General features: G+C 53.1%; 22 protein-coding genes and 1 pseudogene. 10 read left to right on the top strand and 13 right to left on the bottom strand.

Going from position 1 to position 25,942, the window contains the following annotated elements; all coding sequences use genetic code 11:
• Positions 1–2: 2 nt before the first annotated feature.
• From ACLD4K_RS14660 to ybgI, 11 genes and pseudogenes are all read right to left on the bottom strand, one after another.
• Positions 3–788, bottom strand: a complete 786-nt coding sequence (locus tag ACLD4K_RS14660) for an ABC transporter permease (protein WP_411012063.1) — start codon at positions 786–788, stop codon at positions 3–5.
• A gap of 5 nt (positions 789–793) precedes the next feature.
• Positions 794–2,176: a phosphomannomutase CpsG gene (gene cpsG, locus ACLD4K_RS14655; protein WP_411012062.1), complete on the bottom strand. Its 1,383-nt coding sequence runs from the start codon at positions 2,174–2,176 to the stop codon at positions 794–796.
• Positions 2,177–2,211: 35 nt separating this feature from the next.
• Positions 2,212–3,610: pseudogene (locus tag ACLD4K_RS14650) on the bottom strand (mannose-1-phosphate guanylyltransferase/mannose-6-phosphate isomerase).
• Between the two features lie 607 nt (positions 3,611–4,217).
• Positions 4,218–4,958 carry a transport protein gene (locus tag ACLD4K_RS14645; RefSeq protein WP_411012061.1) on the bottom strand — a complete coding sequence of 247 codons (741 nt, stop codon included), beginning with the start codon at positions 4,956–4,958 and terminating at the stop codon, positions 4,218–4,220.
• A 1-nt stretch (position 4,959) separates the two neighbouring features.
• Complete coding sequence (locus ACLD4K_RS14640) at positions 4,960–5,295, bottom strand: hypothetical protein (protein WP_077957009.1); 336 nt, start codon at positions 5,293–5,295, stop codon at positions 4,960–4,962.
• Between the two features lie 458 nt (positions 5,296–5,753).
• Positions 5,754–6,320: a tyrosine-type DNA invertase gene (locus ACLD4K_RS14635; protein WP_000824704.1), complete on the bottom strand. Its 567-nt coding sequence runs from the start codon at positions 6,318–6,320 to the stop codon at positions 5,754–5,756.
• A 59-nt stretch (positions 6,321–6,379) separates the two neighbouring features.
• Positions 6,380–6,511 carry a hypothetical protein gene (locus ACLD4K_RS14630; protein WP_411012060.1) on the bottom strand — a complete coding sequence of 44 codons (132 nt, stop codon included), beginning with the start codon at positions 6,509–6,511 and terminating at the stop codon, positions 6,380–6,382.
• Positions 6,512–6,834: 323 nt separating this feature from the next.
• Complete coding sequence (pxpA, locus tag ACLD4K_RS14625; protein WP_411012059.1) at positions 6,835–7,569, bottom strand: 5-oxoprolinase subunit PxpA; 735 nt, start codon at positions 7,567–7,569, stop codon at positions 6,835–6,837.
• Entirely contained in the window at positions 7,559–8,491 is a 933-nt protein-coding gene (gene pxpC, locus ACLD4K_RS14620) for a 5-oxoprolinase subunit PxpC (RefSeq protein WP_000932044.1), read from the bottom strand. Before pxpC ends, pxpA begins: the two co-directional genes overlap by 11 nt.
• Positions 8,485–9,141, bottom strand: coding sequence for a 5-oxoprolinase subunit PxpB (pxpB, locus tag ACLD4K_RS14615; RefSeq protein ID WP_411012058.1), 657 nt, complete (start codon positions 9,139–9,141; stop codon positions 8,485–8,487). The genes pxpC and pxpB overlap by 7 nt, the downstream gene beginning before the upstream one ends.
• Positions 9,142–9,156: 15 nt before the next feature.
• Positions 9,157–9,900 (bottom strand): radiation resistance protein YbgI, encoded by a 744-nt coding sequence (ybgI, locus tag ACLD4K_RS14610; protein ID WP_000798844.1) that lies wholly within the window; start codon positions 9,898–9,900, stop codon positions 9,157–9,159.
• Between the two features lie 329 nt (positions 9,901–10,229).
• Between ybgI and ACLD4K_RS14605 the strand changes: the two genes are divergently transcribed.
• A complete protein-coding gene (locus ACLD4K_RS14605) occupies positions 10,230–11,711 on the top strand; it encodes an MFS transporter (RefSeq protein ID WP_001041123.1) in 1,482 nt (493 codons plus the stop codon).
• Between the two features lie 38 nt (positions 11,712–11,749).
• Here ACLD4K_RS14605 and phrB read toward each other — a convergent pair whose 3' ends face one another.
• Together phrB and ACLD4K_RS14595 are read right to left on the bottom strand one after the other, a co-directional pair.
• Positions 11,750–13,171: a deoxyribodipyrimidine photo-lyase gene (gene phrB / locus ACLD4K_RS14600; protein WP_183059891.1), complete on the bottom strand. Its 1,422-nt coding sequence runs from the start codon at positions 13,169–13,171 to the stop codon at positions 11,750–11,752.
• Between the two features lie 110 nt (positions 13,172–13,281).
• Positions 13,282–13,488, bottom strand: a complete 207-nt coding sequence (locus ACLD4K_RS14595) for a YbfA family protein (RefSeq protein ID WP_000401437.1) — start codon at positions 13,486–13,488, stop codon at positions 13,282–13,284.
• A gap of 336 nt (positions 13,489–13,824) precedes the next feature.
• Here ACLD4K_RS14595 and kdpF point away from each other — a divergent pair, with 336 nt between their 5' ends.
• From kdpF to potE, 9 genes are all read left to right on the top strand, one after another.
• Entirely contained in the window at positions 13,825–13,914 is a 90-nt protein-coding gene (gene kdpF / locus ACLD4K_RS14590) for a K(+)-transporting ATPase subunit F (protein ID WP_001670793.1), read from the top strand.
• Positions 13,914–15,593 carry a potassium-transporting ATPase subunit KdpA gene (gene kdpA, locus ACLD4K_RS14585; protein WP_411012057.1) on the top strand — a complete coding sequence of 560 codons (1,680 nt, stop codon included), beginning with the start codon at positions 13,914–13,916 and terminating at the stop codon, positions 15,591–15,593. Before kdpF ends, kdpA begins: the two co-directional genes overlap by 1 nt.
• A 20-nt stretch (positions 15,594–15,613) precedes the next feature.
• Positions 15,614–17,662 carry a potassium-transporting ATPase subunit KdpB gene (kdpB, locus tag ACLD4K_RS14580; RefSeq protein ID WP_411012056.1) on the top strand — a complete coding sequence of 683 codons (2,049 nt, stop codon included), beginning with the start codon at positions 15,614–15,616 and terminating at the stop codon, positions 17,660–17,662.
• A gap of 8 nt (positions 17,663–17,670) precedes the next feature.
• Positions 17,671–18,255: a potassium-transporting ATPase subunit KdpC gene (gene kdpC, locus ACLD4K_RS14575; protein ID WP_000579804.1), complete on the top strand. Its 585-nt coding sequence runs from the start codon at positions 17,671–17,673 to the stop codon at positions 18,253–18,255.
• Positions 18,252–20,936, top strand: coding sequence for a two-component system sensor histidine kinase KdpD (gene kdpD / locus ACLD4K_RS14570; RefSeq protein WP_411012055.1), 2,685 nt, complete (start codon positions 18,252–18,254; stop codon positions 20,934–20,936). The genes kdpC and kdpD overlap by 4 nt, the downstream gene beginning before the upstream one ends.
• The gene (gene kdpE, locus ACLD4K_RS14565) at positions 20,933–21,610 is read left to right on the top strand and encodes a two-component system response regulator KdpE (RefSeq protein ID WP_411012054.1); all 678 of its coding nucleotides are present in this window, start codon (positions 20,933–20,935) and stop codon (positions 21,608–21,610) included. Before kdpD ends, kdpE begins: the two co-directional genes overlap by 4 nt.
• Before the next feature lie 277 nt (positions 21,611–21,887).
• Complete coding sequence (gene speFL / locus ACLD4K_RS14560) at positions 21,888–21,992, top strand: leader peptide SpeFL (protein WP_015632840.1); 105 nt, start codon at positions 21,888–21,890, stop codon at positions 21,990–21,992.
• 378 nt (positions 21,993–22,370) lie between these two features.
• Complete coding sequence (speF, locus tag ACLD4K_RS14555) at positions 22,371–24,569, top strand: ornithine decarboxylase SpeF (RefSeq protein WP_080207843.1); 2,199 nt, start codon at positions 22,371–22,373, stop codon at positions 24,567–24,569.
• A complete protein-coding gene (gene potE, locus ACLD4K_RS14550) occupies positions 24,566–25,885 on the top strand; it encodes a putrescine-ornithine antiporter (RefSeq protein WP_000042655.1) in 1,320 nt (439 codons plus the stop codon). The genes speF and potE overlap by 4 nt, the downstream gene beginning before the upstream one ends.
• Positions 25,886–25,942: the final 57 nt, after the last annotated feature.

Below are 25,942 nucleotides of genomic sequence, written 5' to 3'. Positions count from 1 at the left end.
CTTTAAATCTCGTCCACAATATCAGCCGAATGTTTTTTAAACAGACGCCAGGCGAATAAAAACAGTATAAGAGAGATAATGGCTACTGGAAAAAGCGCCATCCAGTCAGGATGTTGTTGGTAGAGTATTACATCCTGATAAGAGCCAATAATCGATACCATAGGGTTATATACTAAAAATCCCGATACCCATTCCGGCAGGGTTTTGGAGACATAAACAATAGGTGTGAACCAGAACCAGAATTGCAGCAGAACATTCACGAACTGCCCAACATCGCGGACAAAAACATTCAACACTCCCAGGATAATCCCCAGTCCAAGAGTAAATAGCACCTGAATTATTAATACCGGAATAACTTCGAAAAAAATCCAGCCAGGAAAATTCCCGGTAATAAGGAGAAACCCAATAAATAATAAGAATATAATTAAGAAATTAATAAAAGCTGAAGAGGTAATAATAACAGGTAAACAAATACGTGGAAAACTCATTTTTTTAAGGATATTAGCATGAGTCAGAAATATATTGACAAGGTTATTCAGCATTTCGGTAAAAAAGCCCCAGGTCAGTACCCCTGAACATAAATAGATGCTATAGGCAAAGGGACCATCCATACCTGCCAACCGTGTACGCATTAGTTCCGAAAAAATAAGCGTATACACGGAAATCATAGCGACAGGCTGTAAAATCAGCCACGCCACGCCCAGAAAACTGGTTTGATAACGGGCCTGAAAGTCTCGCTTTACACTGTCAATAATAAAACCACGATAGCGATAAATCCTTGAAAACATAGGCCTCACAGCGTTTCCTCTTTTAGCATGTTGAGCAACTCGGCGGTCTTCTCATTCATCAGCGCAGGGGCTGCTTTCGATTCCACATTAAGACGTACCATCTGCTCAGTATTCGAGCAGCGCAGGTTAAAACGCCAGTCCGTATATTCGATGCTGATGCCATCCGTTGTGTCTACCTTCACCGCCTCCGACTCATAACGCTCGCGAATGCGCGCTATCACTGCCGCCGCATCGCCCAGTCTGCGGTTAATCTCACCCGACGCCGGATACGCAGCCTGGCGATCCGCCACCAGCGTCTTTAATGTATTCCCCTTCAGACATAGCAGTTCCGTCACCAACAACCATGGGATCATCCCACTGTCACAGTAAGCAAAATCCCGAAAGTAGTGGTGCGCGCTCATCTCCCCGCCGTATATCGCATCTTCCCGGCGCATCCGCTCCTTAATGAACGCGTGACCTGTTTTCGACATCACCGACGTCCCCCCGCAGCGAGTCACAATATCCACCGTATTCCACGTCAGGCGCGGATCATGAATGATTTTCGCCCCTGGTTGTTTTTGCAGGAACGCTTCTGCTAACAGGCCGACAATATAATAACCTTCGATAAATTCCCCATTGTTATCAAACATAAAGCAACGATCGAAGTCGCCATCAAAGGCGATACCCATATCTGCCCCGTGTTCTTGCACCGCATCCGATGTGTCCTGTCGGCATTCAGGCAGCAGCGGGTTGGGAATCCCGTTCGGGAAGTTACCATCCGGCTGATGATGAATCTTAACGAAGGTCATCGGTACGCCCGCCGCGGTAAAGCGTTTTTCTATCTCGTCAATGACATGCCCTGCTGTTCCGTTACCGGAGTTCACCACCAGTTTCAGCGTACGAGTAAAGTTCGCCAGATTTACGTAGCCCATCAAGTGGTCCACATATTCCTGCAGGATGGAAATCTGGCGCAAAGTGCCACGGCGGGAGGAGTCTATCGACGTAAAGCGGTTATCCTCCGCCAGACGCTGGATATCACGCAGCCCGGTATCACCACTGATGGGCTTTGCATTCTCCCTAACCAGCTTCATACCGTTATAATTTATCGGGTTGTGGCTGGCCGTTACTTCAATTCCGCCATCCAAACCCAAATAGAAAGTGGCAAAATAAATCTCTTCGGTACCGCTCAGACCAATATCCAGCACGTCGGTACCCGCATCCATCAATCCGTTGGCTAGCGCCTGCTTCAGGGACTCACTAGTCAGTCGCACGTCCCCCCCTACTACCACCTGACGTGGTTTCAGTAACTCGCCATAGGCGCGGCCGATACGGTAGGCAACATCGTCATTCAGTTCTTCGCCCAGTTCGCCACGAATATCGTAGGATTTAAAACAGTTAAGCTGAGTCATTCTAAATCTGTGTCCTGCAAAAAATTAGCAACAACCTACTGGCCTTTAATACGGGTAATGTCGTTTTCACCCAGGCACTGACTGGATTTCCAATATTTCGAGAGGAATGCAGCCCGGATTTTCCAGGCAGTGCTCAACACCGATGGGAATAAAAGTCGACTGATTTTCGTTGAGCAGAAATTGTTTGCCGCTGAGAGTGATTTTTCCGGTTCCTGCGAGAATAACCCAGTGTTCGGCGTAGTGATGGTGCATCTGCATCGAGAGCGACCCGCCAGGCTTGAGAGTAATGCGCCTGACGTTGAAGCGCGGGGTCTGCACCACCACGTCGCAGCAGCCCCACGGAAAGTAGGTTTCCAGATGGCACTTATATTCGCTGCGCTGGTTCAGCTTCAGATGCTCAACCACCTTTTTCACGTCCTGAGAGCAATTTTTGTTCATCACCAATACGGCATCCCTGGTGTTGACAATCACAAGATCCTGGACACCTATCGCCGCCACCAACTTTCCATCACTGTTGACGTAGCTGTTCTGAGTGTTATGCACCCAGGAATCACCTGTTAACACGTTATTCTGCTCATCCTTAGGACTAACATCCCACAAAGCGGACCAGGAGCCGACATCGCTCCAGTCCGTATTCAGTCCTACCACCACCGCATCGGCAGTTTTTTCCATCACTGCGTAGTCAACGGACTCCGCCGGGCAAGTACTGAACACCTCAAGCGGAATGCTGATAAAATTATTGCCTCTATCCGCTGCGCGCACCGCAGCGGTACAAGTTTTGAGAATATCGGGGCGGAATTTTGCTAGCTCAGAAAGATACTTTTTCGCCCGGAACATAAACATACCGCTGTTCCAGTAGTATTCTCCGGAGTTCAGATAGGCTTTGGCATGTGCCAGGTCAGGTTTCTCCACAAAGCGAGCGACCCGGTAAAGCGAGCGTTCACTTTCGACTAGCGCGTTGCCACGATGGATATAGCCATACCCGGTTTCCGGAGCGTTCGGCACAATGCCGAAAGTGACCAGATGGTCAGCCACGGCATAGCGTTCCGCGACACGAATGGCATCGTGGAAGAGCTGTTGGCTGTTGATGATATGATCGGCCGCGAGCACTAACATCAGCGGGTCGTCGCCGTTATGTATGGCCTGTAAAGCCGCCAGGGCGATAGCTGGAGCGGTATTACGCCCCACCGGTTCAAGTATGATATTTTTCGACAGCTTATTAAGTTGTCTGAGCTGTTCAGCCACCAGAAACCCGTGTTCTGCATTACAGATAATCATGGGCTCATGGATATCCAGACCGGAGAGGCGCAAGATAGTTTCCTGCAGCAGGGTATTCTGTCCGTACAGCCTCAGGAACTGTTTTGGATAAAGCTCACGGGACATCGGCCACAGGCGGCTACCGGCGCCGCCAGCCAAAATCACAGGAAGCAACATAATAAAATCCTTAAATGTCTGGTGGTTATAGTCCATGCTGCTTACGGCGTAAAATCAACAGATGAGCAAATGCATCCATAAGAGTCATAATCTTACGCTTTTGGTCTACCATATTGTTTTACCTACAAAATATTAGCAGGTAGTATTTGATGTCGGCATTAAAAAGGGCTGGAGGCGCTTTCAGGATTCAAATTATTTCCCACAAAGATCCTATTCTCTTTATTAGAGTATTCTCCTGCTTTATAAATATATCTTTATGTTAATAGCCAATAAATTTGCGATATTTTATTTATAATCAATTCGGCTATTTGCTCTACCATAGCAACAGGGAAAATATTTTAGGCGACACAGATAATGTTAAACAGTTTATCCAGAACCATTTTCAGTAATATCAGCAGGGTAAAATGAAATTTACTCAACGCATCCAGATAATTCCACGCTACCGCCACAGCGCGTAAACCTTCGCACTGATTACAGATTCATTAATGTCACACGTTATGCGGTATTTCCGGACAACGATGATTGCCATATTTATTTTGCGAAGATAACTCATTCAGAACGCAACATAATGGGTTTGAATACCGCACGGCATGATGTAAATATGCTGTCAGCATAAATCCGATGCGTTACCGGCCCCGGTTTTTACCAACACACTCTGTTGACTGATGTCCGGGCCGACGTCCGGTATCCTTATTCTTACTGCATCAGATAGCGGTACTCCTGTCGGGATATCCCAGCGTTGTTTCAGCGTCTGCTCCGCGAGCCAGACCTGCCTCACGCCTGTTCCCAGCATACGGGCCGTCATTTCCGGGCTACAGCCTGACAATAGTAATCCCAGCACCCGCCGTCCCTGTTTTGGCAGACGCTCTGACAGTAACCTGACCAGCGTGCGGCTGTTTATCTCCATCACCAGCTCCGGTACACTCAACGCGTTTTTCATCTCCTCCTCGTAAGGCGATGTCTGTAGTGATGACCATATGGCAAGCTCAGCCATTCTGGCCAGAACCCTTACCGACATGGCGCGTTTAACCAGCCTCAGATGGCGGAAGTAACCTTCCACGCTGACGTCAACCGGTAAAAACGCGTTACTGCTGCAAAAAACCACTGTCCGCGGATAACGCAGAAAAACCTGTTGCCACAGCAGAAGCTGGGTTGATGGCCGTCCGGCGGATATCACCATCGCGCCGGGCCACCGACGCAACCGATCAAGCAGCCCTTCTGGTGTCCTGAGACGAACGCAGTCCTCCACGCAAAGGCCGCCGGTATCCGGAAACTGCGCAGGATTTTCACCTGACTGACAAAACATAATCAGCCGGAGAGGCGGCAGTACTCTGGTTAACGTCTGCATATCAGTACGTCAGAACCTGGTACAGGCTGAACAACGCTGCGACGGTGGAGACCGCCAGCAGGAGCAAAAATATTTTCGCGCCCATACTGTACCGGCACTTACTGGTGCCCCCCCTTCCGGTGGACATTTCCGCATATTCTTGCGTCATCAGATTGTTCTCCTCTGGCCATTGCCGACCCGGCACTGCGCCAGCAACGGCAGCTTCGTGTTGTGGAAACAACATGTCCGCACCCTTTCGTGGACCGGGAGCCATTCCATGTCTGTATGAAAAATGACGTCTGGCCCTATCTAAACACAGCACTCTGACACCCTGTCCGGTTCTGCTTTTCGGCTGCACAGGCCGTCAGCCCCTGGTAGTAAATGCTCCTGCCGCAGGGTAATTCTGCCCTGTGCGGAGTACAAAATGACAAATAAAAAACACAGTAATCTTTTGATTTATATGTTGATTATGTAAATCAGTTCTTCCCTGAACAGACTTCTCAGTGATTTAACAATATGATTCAAAAAGTCAAATAACGGATTTAATTCTTTAATATGATAGTTAATTAGCATTAAATATTATTTAATACGTTTTTTTAACACTTAAAATTAACATTTTGTGCAGGCAGGACAAAAATGGATACAGCATAGCACTGGTTGGACCAGATAAATTTTCCCTTAGTTTTTTTATTGTTATAGGGATAACTCCTTAATAAGCAAGAGATTACGATTGCATGACTCTTGTGTGGAAGGGGTAAATCTGAGAGGATAATAAAAGCGTGAAGCGGACTTAACTTTTTGAATCAGAACGTACGGTTATACTCGACGTTTTTTTCGCCATATTCCATGAAAACGCCCGGCGTTACTTGCGGTGTATCTTACGGTGTGCTGGATATTCCTGTGCCCCAGATAGTCCTGTATGAGTCGTGTATCAATCCCTTTGTCAGCAAGGGCGTAGCCGCAGGCATGTCGCAGCATATGAGGATGTGGCGCTATTGTTAATTCGGCCAACCGCCCTGCCTCACGAAGTATGTAAAAAAATTGTTGCCTGCTGAGCGGATGCCGTCGCAGCGACAGGAACAGCCAGTCTCCGTCAGCCCCTTTCTCAAGATACTTCCTGGCCCTGAGCCAGCTTTTCAGTACGTTATACTCATCGGGAAGGAGGGGGTGACATGTTGAAAAGCCATTTTTAAGGCGCCGGATATAAAGCTGTCTTCCTGCAAGATCAATATCCGACAAGCGCAGCCCCAGCAGCTCACTGGCCCGGAAGCCGTGAATAAACGCCATCAGAATTAAGCAGCGGTTTCTTTCCGGGAAGGGCATTCTGTCAGTCGCTGACAGCAGTTTTTCAATCTCTTCTTGCGTAAGATATTTTCTTTTCACAAAACAAATCCATCATAACAAAATGAGTAATATACTAAAAAATCACTGATCAGATGAGTTTAATTTTCGCTAAAAAAGTTGCTATGCGTAAACAGCTTAAAATCCATATAGTTGGCAATCTGGCACGCTATCCATGACGTGATAGTGAAACAGCGAATCAATCTGGCTTCAGTCTCCTGATAAGTCGTCATGACGAGGAATATAAATGCTAAAAATGAGGCTATTGTGAGGTAAATCAATCAGAAAGGGTAATAAAGAGTCAGGTAGTTTACTCGCCCCGGAGGTTTGATTAGATGGCGATAGCTAACGATATCATAGTGATTTTCAAAAATTCTGCTGCTAGCAACAATAAGCTCATCATACTGGCTATTACAGCATCACTTGGTTATTTTTAATAATAATATATTATAAGGGGATTTATATAGTATTGAATAAATCCCTCTTCCTGACATTAAGAGAACAGAACACGATAATTTTTAGCAGCCGTAATATAATAGCTTCAATCGTCTGGCTCTCAGGCAATAACGTGTATATTACGCGCATTAAACGCGGCGCGTAGCCTGCGTGCGAATGCAAGCGCATACTCGCCGTCGCCATGAATGCACACCGTTTGCGCCGTGACAGTCGTCCACACGCCAGTAACGCTTTTCACTCTCCCGGCTTGTACCATATCCAGCGTTTGCGCCAGCGCCTGCTCTTCGTCATGAATCAGCGCGCCAGGTTGCGTGCGCGGCACCAGACTACCGTCGGCCTGATAGCCGCGATCGGCAAACACCTCCTGCCGCGTCGTCAGACGATAGCGTTCACCGGCCCGGATCAGCTCACTTCCCGCCAGTCCAACCAGTATCAGTGACGGATCATAGTCGTGTACCGCTTTCGCAATCGCCTGTGCCTGATGGGGATCTTTCGCCGCCTGGTTATAGAGCATACCGTGCGGTTTGACATGGCGCATCACGCCGCCTTGCGCCTGAACAATCGCCCCCAGCGCGCCGATTTGGTACAGCGTCTGGGCGTATACCGTTTCCGGCGGCAAAACCATCGCCGTCCGCCCAAAATTATCCCGATCAGGAAAGCTGGGATGCGCGCCGATCGCCACGCCGTTTTTCAGCGCCTCGCGCACGCAGGTCAGCATGGTTTGCGCATCACCGGCGTGAAAACCACAGGCGATATTGACGGAGGAGACCAGCGTTAATAATTCGCTGTCGCTGGCGCAACCTTCGCCCAAATCCGCATTTAAATCAATGTTCATGCTGAAGTCGCCAGGTAAGCTGTTCCAGATAGCGCTGACGCTCGCGGCGCGCGTTGAGCGCCTCTTCCAGCGAACATTGCACAAAATGGATCGGTTGCCCTAGCGGGATCTGCGCCAGATGGTACATATCTGCCTCGATGATGCAGGCAATGCGCGGATAGCCGCCAGTTGTCTGAGCATCATTCATTAGCACAATAGGTTGACCGTTGTAAGGCACCTGTACGACACCGGGCAGCAAACCGTGCGACAGCAGTTCGCGATCCGTTGTCCGCGTTAACGATTGTCCCTGCAAACGATAGCCCATGCGATTACTTTGCGGACTGAGCTGCCACGGCGAACGCCAGAACGCTTCTTGCGAGGCGCGATCGAACTCACGGTATTCCGGCCCCGGCAGCGCACGGATGCGATTCCCCCACAGTAACTGCTTCACGCCCTGCGGCCCGCTAAACTGTCGCGATGGTTTACCCGTCGCCAGCCGATCGCCATCTTTTAGTAGCCGTCCTTCCAGCCCACCGATACCGGACTTCAGATCGGTACTACACGATCCCATCACCTCCGGCACAGCAATACCGCCCGCTACCGCCAGATAGCTACGCATCCCGTGAAGCGGTCGATGCAGCGTAAGACGCTGACCCGCTTTTACCGGCAATCGCCAGCCTGTCCAGACCGGTTGATCATCCAACTGCGCTTCGCAGCCTGCGCCGGTAAGAGCGAACCAGGTCTCATTTTCAAATTCGACAACCAGTTGGCCGAGAGTGATTTCCAGCGCCGGGGCATTCGCATCGTTCCCGACCAGGAGATTAGCTGTCTGAAAGGCGGGTTTATCCAGCGCACCGCAGTGACTCAGCCCCGACTGACGAAAGCCGTGACGCCCGCTATCCTGCACGGAGGTGTAAATCCCCGCGCGAATAATATTCAGCATATTCCCTCCTTTTGCGGCACAAAGCGTACGCTATCGCCAGGGCGTAGCAGAACCGGGGGCTCCCGCATCGGATCGAATAACTTCAACGGCGTGAGGCCGATCAGCTGCCAGCCGCCCGGCGTGGATAATGGATAAATCCCCGTCTGCGCGCCGCCGATGCCGACAGAACCGACCGGAACCTGCAGGCGCGGCTCCGCGCGTCTGGGCATATGGAGCGGTTCTGGTAAATTCCCAAGATAGGGAAAGCCGGGCTGAAAGCCTAAAAACCAGACGACATATTCAACGGAGGCATGTAGCTCCACGACCTGCTTTTCACTCAAACCGCTGTGCCGTGCCACCGCCGCCAGATCCGGCCCGCCTGCGCCGCCATAGATCACCGGGATCTCAACCGAACGCGAGTCCGGCTCCAGCGCCTCGCTCTCTTCCCACCAGCGCTGCAGACGCTCAATCGCATCCAGCGCCAGGGTTTGCGGTTCCCGCAAGATCACGGTGATATTGTTCATCCCGGGAATGGCTTCCACCACGTTCGGCATATCGACCAGACGCTGCGTCAGACGCCAGATGCGTTTCTGGCTCGCCAGCGTAATCGGCGGTTCAAGTTCCAGGACGACCGCCGTTTCGCCTAACAGATAACAACGCGCTCGCTGCACTTTATTACCTCTCAGTTATGCCGGGTTAGGGATATCAATAAACGTCACATCCAACGCCGTGTTTTCGTTCAACCATTCGCTCAGGGCGCGAATACCGCCGCGTTCAGTGGCATGGTGCCCGGCGGCATAAAAATGCAGCCCCTGTTCGCGCGCGGAATGAATGGTCTGTTCAGACACCTCGCCGGTAATAAAAGCATCCACGCCGAAGCGGGCGGCGCTATCAATAAAACTTTGTCCGCCGCCGGTACACCAGGCGACACGCTGCACATTCTCTGGCCCGGTATCGCCACACCATAGCGGTTTACGCCCCAGACGCGCTTCAATCCATGAGGCCAGTTCCAGCCCCGGCACCGGCATTGAGAGCTCTCCCCACGGCACCAGCGGCTCAATTTCTCCTTTTACGGTAATGCCCAATAGCGCCGCCAACTGCGCATTGTTGCCCAGCTCAGGGTGCGCATCCAGCGGCAGATGCCAACCGTAAAGGTTAATATCATTTGCCAGTAACGTTTTTAAGCGACGGCGTTTCATGCCGCGAATAACCGGAGACTCGCCTTTCCAGAAGTAACCATGATGAACAATGACCGCATCGGCCTGCAAACGCACCGCCTCATCGAGCAGCGCCTGACTTGCGGTCACGCCGGTAACGATTTTCTGTACCGTCTCTTTTCCTTCGACCTGTAAACCATTCGGCGCATAATCGCTTATTGCCGCACTGTTCAGCTTGTCGTTAATCAGTTGTTCCAGCTCGGTGTTTTTCATCATCGCTCCCTTTAACCCACGTTCTACTTTCCCGTTACGGGTTCAGCCTCCGTTAACATAGCCTCCCGTTAGCCGTTCGTCGATAAACATTTGTTTGACACATCAAGAAACAATCACCCCCGGTGTTTGGCGCAAATTACTTAGCAAAACACGATCGGTTTCATGTATATTTATGCAATCAGAACGCATATTGCAGAAAAAATCAGTTCTGTATCATGTTGGTAACTTTAAGGAAACACGGCGATACGGCAGACTTAATAAGCCCACAAAGAAAGGCATTATCAAAGAATGCCGCTTTCTTGCCGCAGCGCCTCTATCCCGGAAATACGATGAATAAACAAGCATCTCAACCCCGCGCTATTTACTACGTTGTCGCTCTGCAAATTTGGGAGTACTTCAGCTTTTATGGTATGCGCGCCCTACTGATTCTTTATCTCACCAATCAGCTAAAATACGACGATAACCACGCCTATGAGTTATTCAGCGCTTATTGTTCGCTGGTCTACGTAACGCCGATTCTTGGCGGCTATCTGGCGGATAAGGTGCTTGGCAACCGAATGGCAGTCATGCTGGGCGCATTTTTAATGGCTATAGGTCATTTAGTGCTGGGCGCCAGTGAGATCGCGCCGACATTCCTTTATCTGTCGCTGGCGATCATTGTCTGCGGCTACGGCCTGTTTAAATCGAATATTAGCTGCCTGCTGGGCGAACTGTACCAGCCGGAAGATCCGCGCCGCGATGGCGGGTTCTCGCTGCTTTACGCAGCGGGTAATATTGGTTCGATCGTGGCGCCTATCGCCTGCGGCTATGTGCAAGAGGAGTACAGTTGGGCGATGGGCTTTGCGCTCGCCGCCATTGGTATGCTGGCGGGGTTAGTGATCTTCCTGTGTGGAAATCGTCATTTCACCCACACCACCGGCGTGAATAAAGCCGTGTTGTGCGCCAGAAACTACCTGCTGCCGAACTGGGGCTGGCTGTTAATTTTGCTGGTAGCGGCGCCGTTGCTGATTACCGTTCTGTTCTGGAAAGAATGGTCTGTCTATGCCTTAATCGTGGCGACCGCGATCGGCCTGGTCGTGCTGGCAAAAATTTATCGTCAGGCGCAAACGGCCAAACAGCGCAAAGAACTGGGGCTGATTGTCACCCTGACCCTGTTCAGTATGCTGTTCTGGGCGTTTGCCCAGCAGGGCGGCAGTTCTATCAGCCTGTATATCGACCGCTTTGTGAACCGCGATATTCTGGGCTATTCTGTTCCTACCGCCATGTTCCAGTCGGTGAACGCCTTTGCCGTGATGCTGTGTGGGGTCGTCCTGGCCTGGCTGGTTAAAGAGAGCGTAAGCGGTAATCGCACCGTGCGTATCTGGGGCAAATTCGCGCTGGGTCTCGGTCTGATGAGCGCCGGATTCTGTATTCTGACCCTGAGCGCACGCTGGTCCGCCGCTTACGGACACTCCTCAATGCCGCTGATGGTGCTGGGACTGGCGGTGATGGGCTTTGCCGAGCTGTTTATCGACCCGGTCGCCATGTCGCAAATTACGCGCATTGATATCCCCGGCGTCACCGGCGTATTAACCGGAATTTATATGCTGCTGTCCGGCGCGATAGCTAACTATCTGGCAGGCGTCATCGCTGACCAGACCTCGCAAAGCGCCTTCGACGCCAGCGGCGCGGTTAATTACGCCATCAACGCCTATGTGGATGTTTTTGAACAGATCACCTGGGGCGCGTTAGCCTGCGTAGGGGTTGTCCTGCTGATTTGGCTGTATCAGTCCTTCAAATTCAAAAGCCGCGCGCTGGCCGTCGAATCCTGATAGCAGAAGGCCCGGTAGTTTGCGCTACCGGGCCTGTATCACGTCCCTTTTCTCGCCGCCTCATAGGCGGAAAGCGTCGCGATTCTCGCCTGTTTGTGTTCAACAATGGGCCGAGGATAATCAAGCACGACTCCCGCTTTTTCCGCCCACCGCCACGGCTCGTGAATCGCTTTTCCAGGGATATCGCGTAATGCCGGTAGCCACTGGCGGATAAATTCGCCGTCGCGATCGAACCTCTCTCCCTGAGTCGTGGGATTAAAAATACGAAAATAAGGCGCGGCGTCAGTACCGGTTGAAGCGGCCCACTGCCAGCCGCCATTATTGGCGGCAAGATCGCCGTCAATAAGCTGCGACATGAAATAGCGCTCCCCCAACCGCCAGTCAATCAGCAGATCTTTTATCAGAAAGCTGGCGGTAATCATGCGTAAACGGTTATGCATCCAGCCCGTCGCGTTAAGCTGGCGCATCGCCGCATCGACAATGGGATAACCGGTTTCGCCTTTCTGCCATGCCTGAAAATAGTGTGAGTTCTCCTGCCACGCGACGCGTTTTGTCCAGCGGATAAACGGCTGGTGTTTGCATAATGCCGGATACCAGGTCATTAAATGACGGTAAAATTCCCGCCAGATGAGCTCATTCAACCAGACGCTTCCCGGTCCGCCGTCCAGCGCCTGCGGCTGCTCCGCCAGTAATCGGTGCAGGCACTGTCGCGGCGACAGGCCACCCGTCGCCAGGCTGGCGGAAAGCCGACTGGTGCCGTCGACCGCAGGGAAATCCCGCCGTGACTCATACCCGTCCGCGCCCTGCGCGCAGAACTGACGTAGCTGCGCGATGACCGCGTTTTCTTCCACCGGGAAAAGCGCGGCGTCAAACGCCTGTTGCGGGTAGTTAAGCGAAACTGGCGTTAAGGGTGTAGAAAGCGCGCCGCTCACCCGGATCTTCGGGGCCGGAACGCACGGCGGGATATTCTCTTTTAGCCGTTTCAACCAGGCGTTTTTAAACGGCGTAAAAACTTTATACATTTCATGATTGCCGGTCATCACCGCGCCGGGCGCCAGAATCACGCTATCGTCAAAGCCTTCGCAGATGACAGATGGCAGCGTTTTTTCCACCGCCGCGTCACGCTGACGCTCGTTAAACTCATACTGATAGTTATAAAACAGATGGCTGACGTCATGCTGTCGGCAAACGTTTTTGACCGTTTCAATACTGGCATTAAAATCCGCCACTTCATGAAACAGCAGCGGAATCCCTTTCTCTGCAAGGGCCGTCTGTAGCGCATTGAGCTGCGCGCTGATGAATGCCGCCTGCCGCGGCGCCATATCATGAGCATGCCACTGCGCGGGGGTGGAAATATAAAGCGCCAGCACCCGCGCGGATGCATCGCGGCAGGCGGCGGCCAGCGCAAGGTTATCCTGTAAACGCAGATCGCGCCTGAACCAGACTAAATGGGTGGGCATACAACTCCTGAAAGATGAAACGTCACGGCGAATAGCGTTAAACAGTGTAGACCCTGGCGCATAAAAAAACCGCCAGCGTGGCGGCTGACGGTTTTTCAGGCTGGTCGCGATTAATAAAAGTCGCAGGTGGCTTTTTCAGCCTGCGCCATCCATACCGGCTTATCACTGGTTTTCGACCAGACACGGTGCAGATAACTATAAAAACGCGCGCGGTCTTTCCAGAAGAGCATCACCGGCAGCGCCAGCACGCCTGCGATCACCGCGAAAGCACGACGGACAAAAATGACATGCGCCGGATAGTCTTTATAATGTTCCATACGTTTCCCCCCTTTATACCGACGCTACCCGCCCCGGTATAGATTGAATCGGTGAATAGCACCGAAAAATTGAACCTCGTTACCTGATTAAAATAGTACCGCTTTCGGTGTAATTTTACTACTCATCCGACCACTTATTTTCACGCTTTTCCAGCAGATTTACATTCAAAGCGTAAATTAGTTACAAAAAGGTTAAATTAATACTAATCATTAGTTAAATAATGGTCTTTGCCATTTTTATACTTTTTTTACACTCCGCCCGCCAATTTTTGCGAAATCTTTGCAGCCAAAAAATTACCTTTCTCAGGAGTAAAACAATGCCACTGGAGGTGCTCTGTGAGTGCAGGCGTGATAACCGGCATCGTGCTGGTTTTCTTACTTTTAGGTTATCTGGTCTATGCCCTGATTAATGCGGAGGCGTTCTGATGGCCGCGCAAGGATTTTTACTGATCGCCAGTTTTTTACTGATTTTATTAGTACTGGCGAAACCGTTGGGTTCGGGCCTGGCAAGGCTCATCGCCGCCGTTCCGTTGCCGGGCGTGGCTGGCATTGAGCGTATCCTCTGGCGGACTCTTGGCATTACCGACCACGAAATGAACTGGCGTCAGTATTTACTGGCGCTACTGACGCTCAATCTGCTGGGACTGGGCATCCTGTTTTGCCTGCTATTCTGGCAGGAGTGGCTGCCCTTAAATCCGCAGCGGCTACCGGGGATGTCCTGGGATCTGGCGCTGAATACCGCCGTCAGCTTTGTCACCAATACCAACTGGCAAGCCTACAGCGGCGAAAGCACGCTGAGCTACTTTAGCCAGATGGCGGGGCTGACGGTGCAAAATTTCCTGTCGGCGGCGACCGGGATTGCGGTGGTTTTTGCACTTATCCGCGCCTTTACGCGCCAGAATGTGCACACGCTGGGTAATGCCTGGCAGGATCTGGTACGCATTACGCTATGGATATTATTTCCTGTCGCGTTAATTATCGCGCTGTTTTTTATCCAACAAGGCGTACCGCAAAACCTGTCGGCTTATCAGCCCATCACCACTCTTGAAGGCGCTAAACAACTCTTGCCGATGGGTCCGGTTGCTTCGCAGGAGGCGATCAAAATGCTTGGCACTAACGGCGGCGGTTTCTTTAACGCCAACTCTTCGCATCCGTTCGAAAATCCCACCGCGCTCACTAATCTGGCGCAGATGCTGGCGATATTTTTGATTCCAGCCGCGCTCTGTTTCGCCTTTGGCGAAGCGGCGGGCGATCGCCGTCAGGGACGCGCGCTACTGTGGGCAATGTCATTCATTTTTGTGGTCTGCGTAGCGGTAGTGATGTGGGCGGAAGTTCAGGGAAATCCACATCTGTTGGCGGCAGGCGCGGACAGTAGCGTCAACATGGAAGGTAAAGAAACACGCTTTGGCGTGCTGGCCAGCAGCCTGTTTGCCGTCGTCACGACCGCGGCGTCCTGCGGGGCGGTAAATGCCATGCACGACTCGTTTACCGCTCTGGGCGGTATGGTGCCGATGTGGCTGATGCAAATTGGCGAAGTGGTCTTTGGCGGCGTCGGTTCAGGCCTGTACGGCATGTTGCTGTTTGTCCTGCTGGCGGTGTTCATCGCGGGGCTGATGATCGGTCGCACGCCGGAGTATCTGGGGAAAAAAATCGACGTGCGCGAAATGAAAATGACCGCGCTGGCGATCCTGGTCACGCCGATGCTGGTCTTGTTGGGTTCGGCGCTGGCGATGATGACGGATGCCGGACGCAGCGCAATGCTGAACCCTGGCCCGCACGGTTTTAGCGAAGTGCTATATGCCGTCTCCTCTGCCGCCAACAACAACGGTAGCGCCTTTGCGGGTCTGAGCGCTAACTCGCCTTTCTGGAACTGTTTGCTGGCGTTCTGCATGTTCGTCGGCCGTTTCGGCGTGATTATTCCTGTCATGGCCATCGCCGGATCGCTGGTCAGTAAAAAAGTACAGCCAGCCAGTCAGGGAACGCTGGCGACCCACGGCGCGCTATTTATTGGACTGCTCATCGGCACGGTACTGCTGGTCGGCGCGCTGACGTTTATTCCTGCCCTGGCGCTTGGCCCGGTAGCGGAACATTTCTCTTTACCTTGAGCGATGCGGAGTACATTGATATGAGTCGCAAGCAACTGGCGCTGTTTGAACCTGTTTTACTCGTACAGGCGCTAACGGATGCCGTAAAAAAACTAAGCCCACGCGCCCAGTGGCGTAACCCGGTGATGTTTGTGGTCTGGGCCGGCAGCGTGCTAACCACTCTGTTAACGCTCGCTATGGTAACAGGACAAATAGCGGGAAGCGCCTTGTTTACAGGGGTGATCAGTCTGTGGTTATGGTTCACCGTACTGTTCGCCAATTTTGCCGAAGCGCTGGCGGAAGGCCGCAGCAAAGCCCAGGCAAACAGTCTGAAAGGAGTGAAAAAGACCGCGTTCGCTCGCCGCCTGCGCGCCCCGCGCCATGATGCGCAGGCCGATAACGTGCCCGCCGCTGAACTGCGGAAAGGCGACATTGTCCTGGTCAAAGCAGGCGATGTTATTCCCTGCGACGGCGAGGTCATCGAAGGTGGCGCCTCGGTGGATGAAAGTGCGATTACCGGCGAATCCGCGCCCGTGATCCGTGAGTCCGGCGGCGATTTCGCTTCTGTCACCGGCGGCACGCGAATTCTTTCCGACTGGCTGGTGATTGCCTGTAGCGTCAATCCTGGCGAAACCTTTCTTGACCGGATGATCGCGATGGTGGAAGGCGCGCAGCGGCGGAAAACGCCTAACGAGATTGCCCTGACGATTTTGCTCATCGCCCTGACCATTGTCTTTTTACTGGCGACCGCCACCCTGTGGCCCTTCTCCGCCTGGGGCGGTAACGCGGTCAGCGTCACCGTGTTGGTGGCGTTGCTGGTGTGCCTGATCCCCACCACCATCGGCGGGCTACTCTCCGCCATTGGCGTAGCCGGAATGAGCCGAATGTTGGGCGCGAACGTCATCGCCACCAGCGGCCGCGCCGTAGAAGCCGCGGGCGATGTCGACGTGTTACTGCTGGATAAAACCGGCACTATCACGCTCGGCAACCGCCAGGCATCCGATTTTATTCCCGCCCGAGGGGTAGACGAACGCACGCTGGCTGACGCCGCGCAGCTCGCTTCGCTGGCCGACGAAACGCCGGAAGGCCGCAGCATTGTGATCCTCGCCAAACAGCGCTTTAACCTGCGTGAACGCGATGTGCAGTCGCTTCATGCCACCTTTGTTCCGTTTACCGCGCAAAGCCGCATGAGCGGGATTAATATCGATAACCGGATGATCCGTAAAGGCTCGGTGGACGCGATTCGGCGTCATGTCGAGAGCAATGGCGGCCATTTTCCCGCCGATGTCGAGCAAAACGTCGAGAACGTAGCGCGTCTGGGCGCGACGCCGCTGGTAGTCGTGGAAGGCGCGCGCGTACTGGGTGTTATCGCCCTCAAGGATATCGTTAAAGGCGGCATTAAAGAACGTTTCGCCCAGCTACGAAAGATGGGCATTAAAACGGTGATGATCACTGGCGATAACCGCCTGACGGCGGCAGCGATTGCCGCCGAAGCCGGTGTGGACGATTTTCTTGCCGAAGCCACGCCGGAAGCCAAGCTGGCGCTGATCCGTCAATATCAGGCGGAAGGACGGCTGGTCGCCATGACTGGCGACGGCACTAACGATGCCCCGGCGCTGGCGCAGGCTGACGTCGCGGTGGCGATGAACTCCGGTACCCAGGCGGCGAAAGAAGCCGGTAATATGGTGGATCTGGACTCTAACCCGACCAAATTGATTGAAGTGGTGCATATCGGTAAGCAGATGCTGATGACGCGCGGCTCGCTCACCACTTTCAGTATCGCGAATGATGTAGCGAAATATTTCGCCATTATTCCCGCCGCGTTTGCCGCTACCTATCCGCAGCTAAACGCGCTCAACGTGATGGGGCTGCATTCGCCGAACTCCGCCATTCTGAGCGCGGTGATCTTTAACGCCCTGATTATTATTTTTCTGATCCCGCTGGCATTAAAAGGTGTGAGTTATAAGCCGCTTTCCGCATCGGCCATGCTGCGCCGTAATTTATGGATCTATGGTCTGGGTGGTCTGGTGGTGCCGTTTATTGGTATCAAAGTGATTGATGTGCTGCTGACCCTGCTGGGTCTGGCGTGAGGTGTATGATGATCGGTTTACGTCCTGCTTTTTCGACAATGTTATTTCTGCTGTTATTGACCGGTGGCGTGTATCCGCTTCTGACCACGGCGTTGGGGCAGTGGTGGTTTCCCTGGCAGGCTAATGGCTCGCTGATTCATAAAGACAATGTGATACGCGGCTCAGCGCTTATCGGACAATCGTTTACCGCCGCGGGTTATTTTCATGGCCGGCCCTCCGCCACCGCCGATACGCCTTATAATCCATTGGCGTCGGGCGGAAGCAACCTGGCCGCCAGCAATCCCGAACTGGATGCGCAAATACAGGCCCGCGTCGCCGCGCTACGCGCCGCTAACCCCCAGGCGAGTTCCGCGGTTCCGGTTGAGCTGGCGACGGCCTCGGCAAGCGGGCTGGATAATAATCTGACGCCCGGCGCCGCGGCATGGCAAATCCCCCGCGTGGCGGCGGCTCGCCAGCTTCCCGTTGAACAGGTCGCGCAACTGGTTGCAGAATATACGCACAGGCCGCTGGCGCGCTTTCTTGGGCAACCGGTGGTGAATATTGTTGAGCTTAATCTGGCGCTGGATGCGCTACAGGGACACAGAGCTAAATGAACGACGAACCCTTGCGTCCTGATCCGGATCGCTTGTTGGAACAAACGCCCCCGCCCCACCGGGGGAAGTTGAAAATTTTCTTCGGCGCCTGCGCAGGCGTCGGAAAAACCTGGGCGATGCTGGCGCAAGCGCAGCGGCTGCGAGCGCAGGGACTGGATGTGGTGATCGGCGTGGTAGAGACGCACGGTCGTAAAGAGACCGCCGCGCTACTTGACGGGCTGACCATTCTGCCGCCAAAACGTCACTCGCACCGGGGGCGGCAAATTCGCGAATTTGACCTGGATGCCGCCCTCGCCCGGCGTCCGGCACTGATTTTAATGGATGAGCTGGCGCACAGTAACGCGCCTGGCTCACGCCATCCTAAGCGCTGGCAGGATATTGAAGAGCTGCTGGAAGCGGGAATCGACGTTTTCACCACCGTGAACGTACAACATCTGGAAAGTCTGAACGATGTGGTGAGCGGCGTCACGGGGATTCAGGTGCGCGAAACCGTCCCCGATCCCTTTTTTGATGCCGCCGATGAAGTCGTACTGGTCGATCTGCCGCCCGACGATCTGCGCCAACGGCTCAACGAAGGTAAAGTGTATATCGCCGGTCAGGCGGAACGCGCTATTGAACATTTTTTCCGCAAGGGCAATCTGATCGCCCTCCGCGAGCTGGCGCTACGCCGGACAGCCGATCGCGTGGACGATCAGATGCGCGCCTGGCGCGCGCATCCGGGCGAAGAAAAAGTATGGCATACCCGCGATGCGATTTTACTGTGTATCGGGCATAACACCGGCAGTGAAAAACTGGTGCGTACCGCGGCGCGTCTGGCCTCCCGGCTCGGCAGCGTCTGGCACGCCGTCTATGTCGAAACGCCAACGTTACACCGCTTACCGGAAAAGCAACGGCGGGCTATTTTAAGCGCGCTGCGCCTGGCGCAGGAGCTTGGCGCGGAAACCGCCACCCTGTCCGATCCCGCCGAAGAGAAAGCGATCGTGCGCTATGCCCGCGAACATAATCTGGGGAAAATCGTCATGGGCCGTCCGGCGTCGCGACGCTGGTGGCGACGTGACGCTTTCGCCGACCGTCTTGCCAGGCGCGCGCCGGATCTCGATCAGGTGATCGTCGCGCTGGAAGAACCGCCTGCCCGCGCGTTGGCGCAAACGCCTGATAACCGACCTTTTAAAGAGAAATGGCGTGGGCAGATTCAGGGCTGTCTGGTCGCCGTGGCGCTTTGCGCCATCACCACGCTTATCGCTATGCAGTGGCTTGTCACCTTCGACGCCGCCAATCTGGTGATGCTCTATTTGCTGGGTGTAGTGGTGATTGCGCTGCTTTACGGACGCTGGCCGTCGGTAGTGGCGACGGTGATTAACGTGGCGAGTTTCGATCTCTTTTTTATCGCGCCACGCGGTACGCTCGCCGTTTCGGACGTGCAATATTTGCTGACCTTTGCCGTGATGCTGACGGTGGGTCTGGTAATTGGCAATCTTACTGCCGGGGTGCGCTATCAGGCGCGCGTCGCCCGTTATCGGGAACAGCGTACCCGTCATTTATATGAAATGTCTAAAGCGCTGGCCGTCGGGCGTAGCGAACATGATATCGCCGCGACCAGCGAGCGGTTTATCGCCTCGACGTTTCAGGCGCGCAGCCAAATTTTATTACCTGATGCTAACGGTAAGTTGCTGCCTCTCACCCATCAGCAAGGCATGACGCCGTGGGACGACGCAATTGCGCGCTGGAGTTTTGATAAAGGCCAGCCTGCCGGCGCAGGCACCGATACCCTCCCTGGCGTGCCTTATCAAATCCTGCCGCTGAAAAGCGCCGATAAAACGTACGGCCTGGCTATCGTCGAACCGGGTAATTTGCGTCAGTTAATGGTGCCGGAGCAGCAACGCCTGCTGGAAACATTCACTCTGCTTGTCGCCAACGCGCTGGAACGACTGACGCTGACCGCCAGCGAGGAACAGGCGCGTCTCGCCAGCGAGCGCGAAAGTATTCGCAACGCTCTGTTGGCGGCGCTGTCGCATGATTTACGCACGCCGCTGACGGTATTGTTCGGCCAGGCGGAAATTTTGACGCTGGATCTAGCCAGCGCAGGATCGCCCCACGCGCGTCAGGCCAGTGAAATCCGCCAGCATATTCTCAACACCACCCGGCTGGTGAATAATTTGCTGGATATGGCGCGTATTCAGTCCGGCGGGTTTAATCTTAAAAAAGAGTGGCTGACGCTGGAAGAGGTCGTCGGGAGCGCGTTACAGATGTTAGAGCCGGGTTTATTGCATCCGATTACATTGTCGCTGCCGCAACAGTTAACGCTTATCCATGTCGATGGCCCCTTATTTGAGCGCGTCCTGATCAACTTGCTGGAAAACGCCGTTAAGTACGCCGGGCCGCAGGCCAGTATCGGCATTGATGCTGCGGTTAAGGACGATCGTTTACAACTGGATGTCTGGGATAACGGGCCGGGTATTCCTGCGGGGCAAGAACAGAAGATTTTCGATAAGTTCGCCCGCGGCAACAAAGAGTCCGCCGTCCCCGGCGTGGGGCTGGGGCTGGCGATTTGCCATGCTATCGTAGAGGTACACGGCGGCACGCTTACCGCCTATAATCGACCGCAGGGCGGCGCCTGTTTCCGTGTGACGCTGCCGCAAGGAAAGCCACCTGAACTTGATGATTTTCATGAGGATATGTGACAAACGTTCTGATTGTTGAAGATGAACAGGCCATCCGCCGCTTTCTGCGCGCCGCGCTGGAAGGCGACGGCCTGCGCGTGTATGAAGCTGAAACATTACAACGTGGTTTACTGGAAGCCGCCACGCGAAAGCCCGATCTGATTATTCTCGATCTCGGCCTGCCGGACGGCGATGGAATCGATTTTATTCGCGACCTGCGTCAGTGGAGCGCAATACCAGTGATTGTCCTTTCCGCCCGCAGCGAAGAAAGCGATAAGATTGCCGCGCTTGACGCCGGAGCTGATGATTACCTGAGCAAGCCATTCGGCATTGGCGAATTGCAGGCGCGTTTGCGTGTCGCGCTGCGACGGCACGCCGCCAGCCCTTGCGCCGATCCGATCGTCCGCTTTTCCGGCGTGACGGTCGATCTCGCCGCACGGTTGATCCACCGTGGCGACGAAGAAATCCATCTGACGCCGATTGAGTTCCGCCTGCTGGCGGTATTACTCAATAATACCGGCAAAGTATTAACCCAACGGCAGTTATTAAACCAGGTCTGGGGCCCTAACGCCGTGGAGCATAGCCACTATTTGCGCATCTATATGGGACATTTACGCCAGAAACTGGAACAAGATCCCACCCGCCCACGCCATTTTATTACCGAAACCGGAATTGGCTATCGCTTTATTCCGTGAATAGCTATTCATTATTTTTAAATAACTTCTAATTTTTATGTCATTTATTTTCGGCGTCGCAAATAATTATTTTCGCGACGATATTATATTTTATAGAGGATATAAAAAACATATAATTAACATTTAAGAAACAATCCGTTATTTCACAGCACGATATGCATAATCGCCGACTAATTATTTTTCAAATGATTGTTTTTTGTTGATCTGGTTCACAGATCGCTGGCGCTCCCTGGATAAAATATCCATGCTTTCAATAAATCAATGAAAGGACCTCAAAATGGAAAATAATAATCGTTTTATGCCCCATATAAGGCGGACAACGCATATTATGATGTTTGCCCACCGTAATAGTTTCGATTTTCATTTCTTTAATGCCCGGTAGTTTTTCTGCTACGGGTACTTCAGCATACAGGTCTTTCCGACCCTTATGTCATTCAGGTCTATTGCCTAAATAACTCGAATTGTTAAAAGCGACAGTACGGTAATTTCTTTACGCCCAGCCAGCTAACCATGTGGTTTGACAGAAGAAATTCCGACTCAGCGCAATTTTAGTTATCACGGTTTCTGCCTGTATATCGTAGTACTCAACTTCTTAAATCCTGAATTTCCTGCAACCGGACGGGTTGGGATTTATTACATCTAAAATAAAGCTAATTTACTGATTTTTTATCAGCGGGATAGCTTTGATTTTTTCCGGAAGAATCAGTTTCTCATGCGAGAAATTGAGGGCCTGCTATTACCTGAAATAAAGAGATGAAAAATGTCAGAATTAAAAATTGCCGTTAGCCGTCATTGCCCGGATTGTTTTTCTACACACCGTAATATTGTAAATGTTGATGAGAGTCGTTTCATCGACGTGGCTGCCATCGTGTTATCCATCGACGACATTGAACACGGAAAACTCGATGAAATCGACGCAACGGGTTACGGTATTCCCGTGTTTGTCGCGACTCATGACGAAGGGCGCGTACCGCCTGAGTATTTGCCGCGTATCTCTGGTGTATTCGAATATAATGAATCCCGTACTGCCTTCTATGGTCGCCAGTTGGAAACCGCGGCAAGCCACTACGAAACGCAGTTACGTCCGCCGTTTTTCCGCGCGCTGGTGGATTATGTCAACCAGGGCAACAGCGCATTTGACTGCCCGGGGCATCAGGGCGGCGAATTCTTCCGCCGTCATCCTGCCGGTAATCAGTTCGTGGAATACTTTGGCGAAACGCTCTTCCGCTCCGACCTATGCAACGCGGACGTGGCGATGGGCGATCTGCTGATTCACGAAGGCGCGCCTTGTATTGCGCAGCAACATGCGGCGAAAGTCTTTAACGCCGATAAGACCTACTTTGTGCTGAACGGGACCTCCTCCTCTAACAAAGTCGTACTCAACGCGCTGTTAACGCCGGGCGATCTGGTACTGTTTGACCGTAACAACCACAAATCTAACCACCACGGCGCATTATTGCAGGCGGGCGCAACGCCAGTTTATCTGGAAACCGCACGTAACCCGTATGGTTTTATCGGCGGGATCGACGCTCACTGCTTCGAAGAAGATTACCTGCGCGAGCTGATTAGCGAAGTCACGCCGCAGCGTGCCCGCGAAGCACGTCCATTCCGTCTGGCCGTCATCCAGTTAGGCACCTATGACGGTACCATTTATAACGCCCGTCAGGTCGTCGATAAAATTGGTCATCTGTGCGACTACATCCTGTTTGACTCCGCCTGGGTCGGCTATGAACAATTTATTCCGATGATGGCCGATTGTTCGCCGCTGCTGCTGGAACTGAACGAAAACGATCCGGGTATTCTGGTGACGCAGTCCGTTCACAAACAACAAGCCGGTTTCTCCCAGACCTCGCAGATCCATAAAAAAGATAGCCATATCAAAGGGCAATCGCGCTACGTTCCGCATAAGCGCATGAACAACGCCTTTATGATGCACGCCTCCACCAGCCCGTTCTATCCGCTGTTCGCCGCGCTGGACGTTAACGCCAAAATGCACGAAGGCGTCAGCGGTCGCAATATGTGGATGGATTGCGTGGTTAACGGCATCGATGCCCGTAAATTGATCCTCGAAAACTGTCATCACATCCGTCCGTTCGTACCGGAACTGATTGATGGTAAACCGTGGCAGTCATACCCGACGTCAGAGATCGCCAGCGATCTGCGCTTCTTCCACTTCGTTCCGGGAGAACACTGGCATGCGTTTGAAGGCTATGCCGAACATCAGTACTTTGTCGACCCTTGCAAACTGCTGCTCACCACACCGGGCATTAATGCAGCGAGCGGCGAATATGAAGACTTTGGCGTTCCTGCCACGATCCTCGCCAACTTCCTGCGCGAGAACGGCGTTGTGCCGGAAAAATGCGACCTCAACTCCATTCTGTTCCTGCTGACGCCGGCAGAAGACATGGCGAAGTTACAACAGCTTGTCGCTCTGCTGGCTCGTTTCGAAAAACTGCTGGAAGCTGATGCGCCGTTAGCGGAAGTATTACCGTCCATCTACAAACAGCATGAAGCGCGTTATGCCGGCTATACCCTGCGTCAGCTTTGCCAGGAGATGCACGATCTCTATGCGCGGCACAACGTGAAACAACTGCAAAAAGAGATGTTCCGTAAATCGCATTTCCCGAAAGTCAGTATGAATCCGCAAGAGGCCAACTATGCCTATCTGCGCGGCGAGGTCGAACTGGTTCGCCTACCGGAAGCGGAAGGTCGTATCGCGGCTGAAGGCGCCCTGCCTTACCCGCCGGGAGTGCTGTGTGTAGTTCCGGGTGAAATCTGGGGCGGTTCTGTCCTGCGTTACTTCAGCGCCCTGGAAGAAGGGATCAACCTGCTGCCGGGCTTTGCGCCTGAACTGCAGGGCGTTTATATCGAAGAACACGACGGCCGTAAGCAGGTCTGGTGCTACGTCATTAAACCTCGTGACGCGCAGCGCTCCCTGCTGAAGGAGGAAAAATTATGAGTAAACCTAAATCCAATAAAATGGGTGTCGTGCAGCTCACAATTCTGACTATGGTCAACATGATGGGCTCCGGGATCATCATGCTACCGACCAAACTGTCTGAAGTCGGCACGATATCCATTATCTCCTGGCTGGTCACCGCCGTCGGCTCGATGGCGCTGGCCTGGGCGTTTGCGAAATGCGGTATGTTTAGCCGTAAATCCGGCGGCATGGGCGGTTACGCCGAATATGCCTTCGGTAAATCCGGCAACTTTATGGCGAACTATACCTACGGCGTCTCGCTGCTGATCGCCAACGTGGCTATCGCTATCTCCGCTGTCGGTTATGGCACCGAGTTGTTCGGCGCCGCGCTGACGCCGATCCAGATCGGCCTGGCGACTATCGCCGTATTGTGGATTTGTACCATCGCAAACTTTGGCGGCGCGCGTATCACCGGACAGATCAGTAGCGTTACCGTCTGGGGCGTCATCATTCCGGTTGTCGGCCTGTGCATCATCGGCTGGTTCTGGTTTAGCCCCAGCATGTACGTGGCGTCATGGAACCCGCACCATGTTCCGTTCTTTAGCGCGGTCGGCTCTTCCATCGCGATGACGTTGTGGGCATTTCTTGGACTGGAATCCGCCTGCGCCAACGCAGACGTGGTCGAGAATCCGGAAAAGAACGTCCCCATCGCGGTACTGGGCGGTACGCTGGGCGCAGCGGTCATCTATATCGTTTCGACTAACGTGATTGCCGGGATTGTGCCAAACATGGATCTGGCGAACTCCACGGCGCCGTTTGGTCTGGCGTTTGCACAGATGTTCACGCCTGCGGTAGGTAAAGTGATCATGGCGCTGATGGTAATGTCCTGCTGCGGCTCGCTGCTGGGCTGGCAGTTCACTATCGCTCAGGTCTTTAAATCCTCCGCTGACGAAGGCTATTTCCCGAAAGTCTTCTCTCGCGTAACGAAAGTCGACGCGCCGGTACAGGGGATGTTGATTATTGTGATTATTCAGACTGGCCTGTCGCTGATGACCATTAGCCCGTCGCTGAATAGTCAGTTTAACGTCCTGGTTAACCTGGCGGTGGTGACGAACATTATTCCGTATATTCTGTCGATGGCCGCGCTGGTTATCATTCAGAAAATGGCGAATGTGCCGTCATCAAAAGCGAAAGTCGCTAACTTCGTGGCCTTCGTTGGTGCCATGTATAGCTTCTACGCGCTATATTCCTCCGGTGAAGAAGCCATGCTGTACGGCTCAATTGTGACCTTCCTCGGCTGGACGTTATACGGCCTGGTCTCACCGCGTTTTGAATTGAAAAATAAACACGGCTGATGGCGTGCCCGGGCTGCGGTAACGGTAGTCCGGGCATTTTCACTCTTTGAATAAGAT

The sequence above is a fragment of the Salmonella sp. 741265055_HSA genome (assembly GCF_046569525.1).
Lineage (GTDB): Bacteria > Pseudomonadota > Gammaproteobacteria > Enterobacterales > Enterobacteriaceae > Salmonella > Salmonella enterica.
The sequence above is the reverse complement of the archived record's forward strand: the minus strand, read 5'-3'. Positions and strand labels throughout refer to the sequence as shown.

Coding starts and splice junctions, on each gene's coding strand:
- ACLD4K_RS14660 (WP_411012063.1), bottom strand. CDS start 788: ATGTTTTCAAGGATTTATCGCTATCGTGGTTTTATTATTGACAGTGTA.
- cpsG (WP_411012062.1), bottom strand. CDS start 2,176: ATGACTCAGCTTAACTGTTTTAAATCCTACGATATTCGTGGCGAACTG.
- ACLD4K_RS14645 (WP_411012061.1), bottom strand. CDS start 4,958: ATGCAGACGTTAACCAGAGTACTGCCGCCTCTCCGGCTGATTATGTTT.
- ACLD4K_RS14630 (WP_411012060.1), bottom strand. CDS start 6,511: ATGACGACTTATCAGGAGACTGAAGCCAGATTGATTCGCTGTTTCACT.
- pxpA (WP_411012059.1), bottom strand. CDS start 7,569: ATGAACATTGATTTAAATGCGGATTTGGGCGAAGGTTGCGCCAGCGAC.
- pxpC (WP_000932044.1), bottom strand. CDS start 8,491: ATGCTGAATATTATTCGCGCGGGGATTTACACCTCCGTGCAGGATAGC.
- ybgI (WP_000798844.1), bottom strand. CDS start 9,900: ATGAAAAACACCGAGCTGGAACAACTGATTAACGACAAGCTGAACAGT.
- ACLD4K_RS14605 (WP_001041123.1), top strand. CDS start 10,230: ATGAATAAACAAGCATCTCAACCCCGCGCTATTTACTACGTTGTCGCT.
- phrB (WP_183059891.1), bottom strand. CDS start 13,171: ATGCCCACCCATTTAGTCTGGTTCAGGCGCGATCTGCGTTTACAGGAT.
- ACLD4K_RS14595 (WP_000401437.1), bottom strand. CDS start 13,488: ATGGAACATTATAAAGACTATCCGGCGCATGTCATTTTTGTCCGTCGT.
- kdpA (WP_411012057.1), top strand. CDS start 13,914: ATGGCCGCGCAAGGATTTTTACTGATCGCCAGTTTTTTACTGATTTTA.
- kdpB (WP_411012056.1), top strand. CDS start 15,614: ATGAGTCGCAAGCAACTGGCGCTGTTTGAACCTGTTTTACTCGTACAG.
- kdpC (WP_000579804.1), top strand. CDS start 17,671: ATGATCGGTTTACGTCCTGCTTTTTCGACAATGTTATTTCTGCTGTTA.
- kdpD (WP_411012055.1), top strand. CDS start 18,252: ATGAACGACGAACCCTTGCGTCCTGATCCGGATCGCTTGTTGGAACAA.
- speFL (WP_015632840.1), top strand. CDS start 21,888: ATGGAAAATAATAATCGTTTTATGCCCCATATAAGGCGGACAACGCAT.
- speF (WP_080207843.1), top strand. CDS start 22,371: ATGTCAGAATTAAAAATTGCCGTTAGCCGTCATTGCCCGGATTGTTTT.
- potE (WP_000042655.1), top strand. CDS start 24,566: ATGAGTAAACCTAAATCCAATAAAATGGGTGTCGTGCAGCTCACAATT.